Origin of the sequence: Amycolatopsis suaedae (genome assembly GCF_004214935.1) — a bacterium.
Taxonomy (GTDB): domain Bacteria; phylum Actinomycetota; class Actinomycetes; order Mycobacteriales; family Pseudonocardiaceae; genus Amycolatopsis; species Amycolatopsis suaedae.
In genome coordinates this window covers 22,999-34,476 of record NZ_SFCC01000014.1, presented here as the reverse complement: position 1 = coordinate 34,476, position 11,478 = coordinate 22,999, and the positions used below count along the sequence as shown (strand labels likewise).

Sequence of the window (11,478 nt, the reverse complement as noted above, 5' to 3'; positions counted from 1 at the left end):
CAGGGCCCCGGCAAAGTCGGGCCTCGGGCAGGGCGAGATCGGTGGTCCCGAGCGCAGAACTCGCGGTCCGGAACGCAGAACTCACGATGTGGACGCCGGTTCTCACGCGGCGCCGGTAGCCCGCGTGACCGGCCCGCACGCGCGAGTCGTACGTTCTCACGCGCGAGTCGTACGTTCCGGGGCGCGAGTCGTACGTTCTCACGCGCGAGTTGTCCGTTCCGGACCCGCGAGTTGCACGTTCCCGCCCGCCTGGTCCCACTGTCCGGCACGTCGGGTTCCAGATCACGAGACAACAGGCCTGGGTAAAGCACGTGAAAGCCACCTTCACCACATCTCACCTCAGGGTCCCGGCGAAGTCGGGCGTCGGGCGTGAGCAAGGGAGCTTTACTGGCGAAGAAGGGTAGTAAAGCTCCCTCGCTGCCTTACGGGTGTGACTGGTGGGACTGCCGTGGCCTGCGATGCCAGCGGGACACCTGGGAGCGTGTGAAGGCCGAGTTCCTCTCGCCAGACGTGATGAAGGTGGCCTTCACGTACCCGACGCGAACCCGCCACGCGGGCACACCTGCCACACCGGCACCAGCCAGCACACCCACCCCACCAGCCACCACGAACGAGACAACACCCCCGGCACCCCGCCGCCACCAACGGCACCATACTTGCGCGACACGCAACCACAGCGCCCCTGCCGACGGACCCAGGCCGTCGCTGCCCACGACTTTGCCGAGGCCCTGACGTCTCACGTAATGAAGGTGGCCTTCACGTGCCCGGGGGCACGACCGGCACGGCACAGCTCAGGACCGGGCACCCAGGACGTGCTCCAGCGCCAGCTGGGACAGCCGGACGAAGCCGTAGCCGCGGACGGCCGCGGCGTCGGTGTCGAAGTCCTCGAACGCGCTGGTGTCGGCCCGCAGGTCGGCCGGGGTCTCGCCGGGCGCGAGCGTCGGCGTCGCCAGCTCGGGGACCCGGGCCGCCGCCAGCGCCTCCTGGACCTCCGGGTCCGCGCGGTAGGCCCGCGCCCGCTCGCGCAGCAGCAGGTAGCTGCGCATGTTCGCGGCCGCGCTGGCCCAGACGCCGTCGGCGTCCTCGGTGCGCAGCGGCTTGTAGTCGAAGTGCCGCGGCCCGTCGTAACCACCGTGCTCCAGCAGGTCCACCAGGAAGAACGCGGACAGCAGGTCGCCGTGGCCGAAGATCAGGTCCTGGTCGTACCGCGGGCCCCGCTGGCCGTTGAGGTCGAGGTGGAACAGCTTGCCCTGCCACAGCGCCTGCCCGATCCCGTGGGTGAAGTTCAGCCCGGCCATCTGCTCGTGGCCGACCTCGGGGTTCACGCCCACCATCTCGTGGTGCTCCAGGGTGGCGATGAACGCCAGCGCGTGGCCGATCGTGGGCAGGAAGATGTCGCCCCTGGGCTCGTTGGGCTTGGGCTCCAGTGCCAGCCGCAGGCCGTAGCCCTGGTCGAGGACGTACTGGGCGAGCGTGTCGACGCCCTCCCGGTAGCGGTCCAGCGCGGCGCCGACGTCCTTGGCCGCGTCGGTCTCCGAGCCCTCCCTGCCGCCCCACAGCACGTAGGTCGACGCGCCCAGTTCGGCGGCGAGGTCCATGTTGCGCATGACCTTGCGCAGGGCGAACCGGCGGATGTCGCGGTCGTTGCTGGTGAGCGCGCCGTCCTTGAAGACGGGGTGGCCGAACAGGTTGGTCGTCACCATCGGCACGACGAGCCCGGTCGCGTCCAGCGCCGCGCGGAAGCGGGTGATGCGGCGGTCCCGGTCGACGACGTCCGCGCCGAACGGGATGAGGTCGTCGTCGTGGAAGGTGATCCCCCAGGCGCCGAGTTCGGCGAGCCGGTTGACGGCCTCCACCGCGTCCAGGGCCGGGCGGGTCGCGGCGCCGAACGGGTCGGCGGCCTGCCAGCCGACCGTCCACAGACCGAAGCTGAACTTGTCCTCGCGAGCGGGCCGGTTCACCAGGCGACCTCCAGATCCAATTAGTTTGACGACTGAACTTATCCGGCCGACGGGGCTGCCGTCTACCCTCTCCCCGCATGACGTCCTCCCACCCCGCCGCCCCGGCCGGGCAGCGCACGGTGCGCAGGCACAACGCGGCACTCGTGCTGCGGGCCATCGCCGACACCCCCGGCCTGTCCCGCGCCGAGGTCGCCACGCGCACGGGCCTGACCAAGGCGACGGTGTCCAGCCTGGTGGAACGGCTGATGAACGGCGGCCTGGTGGCCGAGGCCGGGCCCGCGCCGCGCAACGGCCCCGGCCGCCGCGGCGCCGCGCTCTCGCTGTCGCCCGCCGGGCCGCACGGGCTCGGGGTGGAGATCGGCGTCGACTACCTGGCGACCTGCCTCGTCGACCTCACCGGCACGCCACGCGGCCAGTGGGTCAGCGAGGCCGACAACCGCACCGAGCCGGCCGCCGCCGTCCTCGACCGGGCGGCCGGGGCCGTACGTGCGTGCCTGGCCGAGGCGGCGCGGCTGGGCGTGCGGGCAGGCGGGGTCGGCGTGGCACTGCCCGGCCTGGTCGAGGCGGGCACCGGCACCCTGCGCGTGGCACCCAACCTGGGCTGGCACGACATCGACATCCCCGCCGCGCTACGCGCCAGGGTCGACCTGGGCACGCTGCCGGTCCTGCCCGGCAACGAGGCCAACTTCGCCGCGCTGGCCGAACTGTGGGCCGGCGGCCCGCACGACTACGTGCACGTGTCCGGCGAGATCGGCATCGGCGCGGGGATCGTCATCGACGGGACGCTGTTCGAGGGCGTGCGCGGGTTCGGCGGCGAACTCGGCCACTTCGCGGTCGACCCCGGCGGGCCGGAGTGCCCGTGCGGCGCACGCGGCTGCCTGGAGCGGCTGGCCGGACAGGAGGCCGTCCTGCGCCGGGCCGGGGTCCCGCTGGAGGGCAGGCCGTCGCAGCTGCTCGACGAGCTGATCCGCAGGCTGGAGGCGGGACAGCCGGCGGCGCTCGAGGCGACGGCCGACGCCGGCCACTGGCTCGGCGTGGCACTGGCCGACGTGGTCAATCTGCTGGACGTGCCGACCGTGGTGCTCGGCGGCGCGTACGCGCGGCTGCACCCCTGGCTGGCCGGCCCGCTCGCCGAGCGGCTGCGGGCACGGGTGATGAGCGCGTCGTTCGCGCCGGTGCGCGTGCTGCGCTCCGCCCTGGGCGGCGAGGCGGCGGCGCGGGGCGCGGCGGGCGCCGCGGTCCGGGCGATCCTGGCCGACCCGGAGTCGTTCGTCGACGCGGGCTGAAGCCAGAGAAGCCCTGGTCAGCCGACTTCACATATGTAAGACTTGTTCACCATTTCACCTGCTGTTCATGAATATGAACGGAGTGACCCGTGTTCTCACTGAGGAGACTCGTCGCCGGAGTCGCCGTGATCGGTGTGCTGGCGAGCCTGGTGACCGCGACCCCGGCCGCCGCGGACCACTGCCGGTGGTGCAAGCCGGGAACGGTCGTGCTCGACGGCGCCGACCTGGTCCGCAACCGCGTCCGGCTGCTCGCCGGCGACCGGACGCTGCGCACCTCCCTGGACAACCTGCTCGTCCAGGCCAGGGCCGACCTGTCCAAGGGGCCGTGGACGGTGGTGGACAAGCCGCAGACGCCGCCCAGCGGTGACAAGCACGACTACCTGAGCCTGGCGCCGTACTGGTGGCCCAGCCAACCGTCCACTCCGGACAATCCGCGGGGCTGCCCGTACGTCCAGCGTGACGGCGTGCGCAACCCGGCCGCCGACGCCATCCCGGACAAGGCCGAGCGGCTGGCCGCGTTCGGCGCGATCTACCGGCTGAGCCTGGCCTGGTACTACACCCGCGACCCCGCCTACGCCCGGCACGCCGCGCTGGTCCTGCGGACCTGGTTCCTCGACGCGGCAACGAGGATGAACCCGAACCTGAACTTCGCCCAGGGCATTCCGTGCCGGGTGGACGGTCGCGGGATCGGGATCATCGAGTTCGCCTACACGCTCACCGAGGTGGTCGACGCCGTCGCCATCCTCGACACCGGCGCGCCCGGCTGGAACCCCGCCGACACCCGCGGCATGAAGACCTGGCTCGGCCAGTTCCACGACTGGCTGCTGACGAGCAAGAACGGCAGGGAGGAGGCAGCCGAGGACAACAACCACGGCAGCTTCTACGACATGCTCAGCGCCGGTCTCGCGCTCTACACCGGCAAGCGGCAGCTGGCCAGGCAGATCGTGCTCGACGCCAGGGAGAAGCGCATCGCGCCGCAGATCGACGCCGAGGGCAGCCAGCCGAAGGAACGCACGCGGACCCGCAGCTGGCACTACTTCACGTTCAACCTGGTCGCACTGACCCGGCTCGCGCAGATCGGCGAACGGGTCGGCGTCGACCTGTGGCGGTACCGGGCCTCCAGCGGCGGCAGCCTGTTCAAGGCCACCGACTTCCTGATCCCCACGGCCGTCGGCGGCCAGTCGCACTGGCCGTATCCGGAGATGGACTTCCACCAGTACGCGGCGCTCGACGTGCTGCACGCCGCGGCCGACGCGGGCAGCCGCGCGGCCCGGGCGGCGCTGCCGCGCGTGCCGGTGCCGCCGGGCGGCGATCTGTACCCGGTGCGGCCCGCCGCCGAGCAGCTGGACGACATCTCGCTCACCCCGCCCCGGCCCTGACCGACGCCGGGCAAGCACCCGGGTACCCGGGTGTTACAGTGGGCGACGGCGGACGTGCGTACGCTGGTGAATGAACGCTGCGCGGCTGCTGTCCGCCGTCGCCTGCCTGTCGCCGAGGAGTTTCCGGGTGCTCGATTTCGTCTATTACCCTGTGTCGTTCATCCTGTGGTGCTGGCACAAGGTGTTCGGCTTCATCTTCGGCGAAGCCTCGGCGGCCTCCTGGGTGATCGCCATCGTCTTCCTGACCTTCACCGTCCGCGGCATCATGTTCAAGCCGTTCGTGAACCAGGTCCGGTCGATGAAGAAGATGCAGGACTTCGCGCCGGAGCTGAAGAAGGTCCAGAAGCGCTACGCGAACGACAAGCAGCGCCAGGCGATGGAGATGCAGAAGCTCCAGCGCGAGCACGGCGTCAACCCGCTGGGCAGCTGCCTGCCGATGCTGCTGCAGATCCCGGTGTTCATCGGCCTGAACTGGGTCCTGCGGGCGTTCACCGTGCCGCCGCCCGGCGGCGGGCCGAAGACCGAGAACTACTTCTTCGACCAGGCTGGCGTCGAGTCCTACACCCACGCCAAGCTCTTCGGGGTCCACCTCAGCGAGGCCATCTACAACGGTGTCGGGCTGGTCGGCGGCCAGGCCGGGGCCCAGTGGCTCTGGTACGTCGCGCCGGTGGCGATCCCGCTGATGATCATCTCCAGCGTCACCACCCACCTCAACGCCCGTCACTCGGCCGCTCGCCAGAACCCGGCGACCATGACGCCGCAGACGGCGATGATGCAGAAGCTGACGATGTACGTCTTCCCGCTGGGCGTGCTCGTCTTCGGTGCACTCTTCCCGATCGGCCTGCTGATCTACTGGGTCGCCAACAACGGCTGGACCTTCATGCAGCAGATGCTGGTCTACAAGAAGATCGACAAGGAAGAGGAAGAGAAGAAGGTCGCGGCGCGGGAGAAGCGCAACAACCTCGCCCCCAAGCCGGGCCAGAAGCCGACCGCGCCGAAGCCCGGCCAGAAGCCGGTGCAGCAGAAGAAGAACCCGGCGTCCGGCTCCGGCGCCAAGCAGGGGCAGCAAGGACAGCAGGGCAAGCGCAAGGTGACCAAGGCCGGTTCGGCCCACGGCTTCGCCCAGACCGCGCCCGCGTCCGACGGCGACAAGTCCGGGGACGGCAAGCCGGGCAGCACCGTGGCCAAGCCGGACGGCGAACCGAAGTCCAGCCAGAACGGCAGCGGCGCGAGCGGCACCAACGGCTCGGCCCCCAAGCAGCAGAAGACGCCACCGCGCAAGACCACCCGCAAGCGGCGTTAGCGACTCCCCAGCTCGTGAAGGCCACCTTCATTACGTGAGACGTGGTGAAGGTGGCCTTCACGTGCTTTACCGCCAGCGCGCTCCGATGCCCGGCTGTGCGAGGTGTGCGGTCCCGAGCGCAGAACGATTCTCACGTAGTGCCGGTCGCCCGCGTGTGCGGCCCGCTCGCGCGAGTCCTCCGTTCCCGACCCGCGAGTCGACCGTTCCCGACCCGCGAGTTGCACGTTCCCGCCCGCCTGCTCCCACTGGCCGGGACATCGGTTCCAGGTCGCGAGACGTCGGCCTGGGGCTCGTGAAGGCCACCTTCATCAAGCCAGACGACAGGAACTCGGCCTTCACACCAACCCAGCTGACCCGGCCACCACAACGGCACCGCCGGTCACACGAACGAGACCCCACACTCGCAGCCAACGGCACCATCCTGGCGAATCTCGCCACCAAGGTGCCCTTCGCAACAGCGCCGCGGCCGCGGTCACCGGACTTTGCCGAGGCCTGACGTAGACGTGGTGACGGTGGCCTTCACGTGCTTTCCACCGTCAGCAACGCCGGACATGACAAAGGCGGGGAACCTTCCCCGCCACTCTCAACGTATAGCCCACCCCGGGGCTTGCCGCAAGACCCCGGTCATGCCGCACACTTCCCGGCCGGAACTCCAACCAGGCGGAAACGGGGACTCATGTTCGATGTGATCATCGCCGGCGGCGGGCCGACCGGGTCGATGCTGGCCGGCGAGCTACGGCTGCACGGTGTGCGGGTGGTCGTGCTGGAGCGCGACCCCGAGCCGAGCCCGATCATCCGGGGCCTCGGCCTGCACGCACGCAGCATCGAGGTGCTGGCCCAGCGCGGCCTGCTCGACCGCTTCCTCGCGCACGGCACCCAGTATCCGCTCGGCGGGTTCTTCGCCGGGATCTCCAAGCCGTCACCGGGCGGCCTGGACACCGCACACCCCTACGTGCTCGGCATTCCGCAGAACGTCACCGACCGGCTGCTGCTGGAGTACGCGGTCGAGTCCGGGGCGGAACTGCGGCGGGGCCGCGAACTGACCGGGCTGCGCCAGGACGACGAGGGGGTGACCGCCGAACTCGCCGACGGCTCGCGCGTGCGCGGGCGCTACCTCGTCGGCTGCGACGGCGGCCGCAGCACGGTCCGCAAGCTGCTCGGCATCGGCTTTCCCGGCGAGCCGTCCAGGGTCGACATGCTGCTGGGCGAGCTGGCGGCCACCGCCCCGGCGGAGACGATCGCCGCCACGGCGGCCGAGATCCGCGAAACCAACCGGCGGTTCGGCATGGGCGCCATCGGCGACGGGCTGTACCGCCTGGTCGTGCCGGCCGCGACCGTCGCCGAGGACCGCACCGTGCCGCCGACGCTGGAGGAGATCCGGCAACAGCTGCGGACTTACGCGGGCACGGACTTCGGCGTGCACTCCCCGCGCTGGCTGTCCCGCTTCGGCGACGCCACGCGGCTGGCCGAGCGCTACCGGGACGGCCGGGTCTTCCTGGCGGGCGACGCGGCGCACATCCACCCGCCGCTGGGCGGGCAGGGGCTCAACCTCGGCGTCCAGGACGCGTTCAACCTCGGCTGGAAGCTGGCCGCCGCGGTCGCGGGCTGGGCACCGGAGGGATTACTGGACACCTACCACGCCGAACGTCACCCGGTGGCCGCCGACGTGCTGGACAACACCCGCGCGCAGACGGAACTGATGTCGCTGGAGCCGGGACCGCGAGCGCTGCGCAAGCTGGTGGCGGAGCTGATGGACTTCGACGAGGTCAACCGGTACCTGACCGAGAAGATCACCGCCTTGCGCGTGCGCTACGACTTCGGCGACGGCCACGAGCTGCTCGGCAGGCGGCTGCGAGACCTGCGGCTGAAGCGGGGCAGCCTCTACGAGCTGATGCACGGCGGCCGCGGGCTGCTGCTCGACCAGACCGGCCGGCTGTCGGTCGAGGGCTGGGCGGACCGGGTCGACCACGTCGCCGACGTCAGCGAGGAACTGGACGTGCCCGCCGTGCTGCTGCGGCCGGACGGCCACGTGGCCTGGGCCGGGCAGGACCAGCGGGAGCTGGCCGGGCACCTCGCCCGCTGGTTCGGCGCGGTCAGCTCGCCGTGAACCGCTCCAGCCGGGCCGCCACCTCGGCGGGCGTGGGCATCGCCGCGATCTCCCTGCCGACCCGGCCTGCCGCCTCCCGGCAGGCCGGGTCGGCCAGCAGCTTCCCCGCCTTCTCGGTGACGGCGGCGGCGTCGCACTCGGCGGGCGGCAGCCAGTCGCCCGCACCGGCCTGCGCCACGGCCGCGGCGTTGATGAACCCGTCGCCTCCCTGCGGGAGGATCAGCTGCGGCACCCCGGCGGCGAGCACGCTCAGCACCGTGCCCGCGCTGCCGTGGTGCACGGCCAGGTCCACGTGCGGCAGCAGCCGCGCCTGCGGCACCCAGGTCTCGACGGTGACGTTGCCCGGCCAGTCCCCCAGCTCGTGCACGTCGACCGTGGGCCCGGCAGCCACCAGCACCTCACAGTCCAATTGGGACAGTCCGGCGATGGCGTCGCGCAGCACGTCGGGCGAGCCGAACGCCGTGCCCAGGGTCAGGTACACCAGCGGCCGCGGATCGGTCCGGTTCACCACGGTGGCGGGCAGCTCGGCTGGTTCGCCGTAGGACACCGGCCGCAGCGGTGTCCGGTCCACCTCGGCGAGGAACGTCTCGTCCTGCATCGACCTCGGGTAGATGTCGAGATAGCCCTTGGACAGCAGGCCACCGGGGTGCGCGGTCGCGCCCGCCGCGCCCAGCTCGGCGGCCAGCTCCAGCAGCCGCTGCCGGATCCGGCCGCGCAGCCCGTCGCCGGTGGACGGGGTGCCGCGGCCGTAGGAGTGCACGACGTTGGGCACACCGGCCAGGATCGCGGCCAGCCCCGCGCCGGGGTTGCCGGACTCGTGGATCACCAGGTCGGGCCGGAACCGGCCGATCAGCGGTGCGAGACCGTCGACGAACGCCCTCGGCGCGATCGAGCTGAACACCTCGACGGTGGCGTCGTCGCGCTGGTCCTCCGGGATGTCCCTGGGCACGGCGACGCGCAGGCCGGCCAGTGCGCGGCCGAACGCCTCGCGCATGTCCAGCGCCACCGGTTCGACGGTCAGGCCGGCCGTGCGCAGCGACGGCAGCATTTCCTCACCGGTGGCGTACACGACCTCGTGCCCGGCCTCGCGTGCCGCGAGCGCGAGCGGGATCAGCGGGTAGGTGTGACCGTGGACGGGCAGGCTGGAGAACAGGATCCGCACGACACCCCACTATACGAACGGGATTGGCCGCTGGCGACGCCTCGCGAGCGCGGATCGCGGATCTAGCATCGGGTGTGTGCGCATCCTGTTCTCCAGCCTCGGTTCGCCCGGCCACACCTATCCGCTGATCCCGCTGGCACGGGCGGCCGTGGCGGCGGGACACGAGGTCCTCTTCGCCACCTCGGCCGAGCTGCATCCGGTGCTCGCCGACGCCGGCTGCGCCGTCGCCGAGGCGGGCGAAGGGCTGCGGGAGGCGTTCTTCACCACGTTCGGCAGCCATCTCGGCCGGTCGCCCCAGCCGCCGCCGACCCTGCCGGACACCGAGCGCGAGCTGTTGTACGCCAAGGCGTTCGGCGACGTCCTGCCGCGTGCCTTCCTGGCCGGCCTGCTGCCGCTGATCGAGCGGGACCGCCCGGACCTGGTCGTGCACGAGGCGGGCAACCCGGGTGCGGCGCTGGCCGGAAAGCACGCCGGTGTGCCGACGGTGTGCCACGCGTTCGGGCTCGCCCCGATCGAGCTGGGGCCGGGCTTCGCCGAGGCACTGCACGCCGTGGCGGCCGACGCCGGGGTCACCCTGCCGTCGGGCCCGGCGCTGGGCACCGCGGGTGACCCCTACCTCGACCTGTGCCCGCCGTCCTTGCAGCGCACCGAACTCGCCGAAGCCGTGCCCGCCGTCGCGCTGCGCCCGGCGCCGTTCGCGCCGCCAGCGCAGCTGCCCGCCGTGGTCCGCGACCGGGTTCCCGGGCGGCCGCTGGTGTACCTGACGCTGGGCACGGTCATCGGTGCCGCCGACGTGCTGCGCGCGGCCGCCGACGGACTGTCCGCACTGGACGCCGACATCCTCGTCGCGACGGGACCGTCGGTGTCCGCCGACGTGCTGGGCGACCTGCCGCCGAACGTCACGGTGCAACCGTGGGTGCCGCAGGCCGACGTGATCCCGCTGGCCGATCTCGTGGTCCACCACGGCGGGTTCAACACGACGCTGACCGCGCTGGCCGCCGCCGTGCCGCAGGTGGTGCTGCCGTCGCGGGCCAACGCGTTCGACGGGCTGGACCGGATCGCCGCCAGCGGCGCGGTGGAGCACCTGCCACCGGACACGGCCGACGGCGACGCGGTCGCCGACGCGGCGGCGCGGGTGCTCGCCGGACCCGGTTACGCCGCGGCGGCCAGGAAACTGGCCGAGGAGATCGCGGCGATGCCGTCCGCGGACGACGTCGCCGCCCGCCTGCCCGCGCTGGCCGCCGGTCAGCCGGTCCAGTCGGGGACGTCGACGATGCGCACCACGGCGGCCGAGAGCAGCACCCCGGGCGCCTGACCCAGCATGAGCACGTGGTCGCCCGGCGCCAGCTGGCCCGTGGTCACCAGGTGCTCCAGCGCGAGGATCTGGTCGGCGGCGCCGCAGTGGCCGATGGTCCTGCCGAACTCCCAGGTGGACTTGGACATGGGCAGGCCGAGCAGTTCCATGCAGCGGTACTCGACGACCTCGCGGGAGTGGTTGACGTAGGCCACCCTGGCCAGGTCCTCCAGCTCGATCCCGGCCTCGCCGGCCGCCTGCCTGGCGACGTCGAGCGTGTAGTCGGGCATGCGCATCAGCACCCGGGCGCCCTCCGGCGGGTTGGCCCGGTAGTGGTCCAGGCGGGCGCCGAAGTCCTGGGTGCGGCCGACGGTCGCCGACGGCGGGAACAGCGGCTCGCCGCTGCGGTGCAGGTCCTCCCCCTCCGGGGCGGTGACCGAGCAGACCGACAGCAACCGCGCGAACCCGGGCCGGGTGGTCAGCACGACGGCCGCCGCGGCGTCGCCGACGACCAGGCCGAAACCCAGCCGCCAGCGGTCGATCAGCGGGGTGCCGTAGTTGTCGGCGGCCACCAGTAACGCGGCCTGCCGCGCGGGGTCGGCCCGCAGGTAGGACGCGGCCAGCTCCAGCGCGCCGAACATGCCGTTGCAGCCCTGCCGGACCTCCATGGCCGGGACGGTGCCACCGGTCAGGTGCCGTTGCAGGTAGGCCTGCGGCGGCCAGCCGTCCGGCCCCTGGTGCCAGGTGTTGGTGTACAGCAACAGGTCCAGCTCCCCGGGCTGCTGCCCGGCGCGCTTCACCGCGGTGTGTGCGGCTTCCAGTGCCATCTCCGGCGCCGGCCGGTCGCCCGCGACCGCGGCGCCGGCGTAGCCGTGTGCCTCGGCTTCCTCGGCCGGGTAACGCCCGTCGGCGACGGCCTGCCCGACCGGGACGCTGGGCGGCAGGAAGGAGCCGATGCCCCCGAAGTAGAGATCCGGTGTGCGCAC

General features: G+C 72.2%; 8 protein-coding genes. 5 read left to right on the top strand and 3 right to left on the bottom strand.

The genetic code is table 11. The features are described 5' to 3' along the window. Positions 1–791: 791 nt before the first annotated feature. On the bottom strand, positions 792–1,964 hold the full coding sequence (xylA, locus tag EWH70_RS25920; RefSeq protein ID WP_130478264.1) for a xylose isomerase: 1,173 nt from the start codon (positions 1,962–1,964) through the stop codon (positions 792–794). A 74-nt stretch (positions 1,965–2,038) separates the two neighbouring features. On the opposite strand from xylA, the gene EWH70_RS25915 reads away from it, so the two are divergent. From EWH70_RS25915 to rox, 4 genes are all read left to right on the top strand, one after another. Next, positions 2,039–3,247 carry an ROK family transcriptional regulator gene (locus EWH70_RS25915; RefSeq protein ID WP_130478143.1) on the top strand — a complete coding sequence of 403 codons (1,209 nt, stop codon included), beginning with the start codon at positions 2,039–2,041 and terminating at the stop codon, positions 3,245–3,247. An 89-nt stretch (positions 3,248–3,336) separates the two neighbouring features. Next, positions 3,337–4,626, top strand: a complete 1,290-nt coding sequence (locus EWH70_RS25910; RefSeq protein WP_240687234.1) for an alginate lyase family protein — start codon at positions 3,337–3,339, stop codon at positions 4,624–4,626. Between the two features lie 127 nt (positions 4,627–4,753). Beyond that, on the top strand, positions 4,754–5,929 hold the full coding sequence (gene yidC / locus EWH70_RS25905) for a membrane protein insertase YidC (protein ID WP_130478262.1): 1,176 nt from the start codon (positions 4,754–4,756) through the stop codon (positions 5,927–5,929). Positions 5,930–6,605: 676 nt separating this feature from the next. Beyond that, positions 6,606–8,036 (top strand): rifampin monooxygenase, encoded by a 1,431-nt coding sequence (rox, locus tag EWH70_RS25900; RefSeq protein WP_130478142.1) that lies wholly within the window; start codon positions 6,606–6,608, stop codon positions 8,034–8,036. Here rox and EWH70_RS25895 read toward each other — a convergent pair. Beyond that, positions 8,023–9,198, bottom strand: a complete 1,176-nt coding sequence (locus EWH70_RS25895) for a glycosyltransferase (RefSeq protein WP_130478141.1) — start codon at positions 9,196–9,198, stop codon at positions 8,023–8,025. The genes rox and EWH70_RS25895 overlap by 14 nt on opposite strands. A 76-nt stretch (positions 9,199–9,274) precedes the next feature. On the opposite strand from EWH70_RS25895, the gene EWH70_RS25890 reads away from it, so the two are divergent. Further along, on the top strand, positions 9,275–10,513 hold the full coding sequence (locus EWH70_RS25890; RefSeq protein ID WP_130478140.1) for a glycosyltransferase: 1,239 nt from the start codon (positions 9,275–9,277) through the stop codon (positions 10,511–10,513). Here EWH70_RS25890 and EWH70_RS25885 read toward each other — a convergent pair. Further along, a complete protein-coding gene (locus tag EWH70_RS25885; protein WP_130478139.1) occupies positions 10,444–11,478 on the bottom strand; it encodes a ketoacyl-ACP synthase III family protein in 1,035 nt (344 codons plus the stop codon). The two genes, EWH70_RS25890 and EWH70_RS25885, sit on opposite strands and share 70 nt — an antisense overlap.

What these genes read in the sequence shown, in the direction of transcription:
- rox (WP_130478142.1), top strand. Translation starts at nt 6,606, where the DNA reads ATGTTCGATGTGATCATCGCCGGCGGCGGGCCGACCGGGTCGATGCTG.
- EWH70_RS25915 (WP_130478143.1), top strand. Translation starts at nt 2,039, where the DNA reads ATGACGTCCTCCCACCCCGCCGCCCCGGCCGGGCAGCGCACGGTGCGC.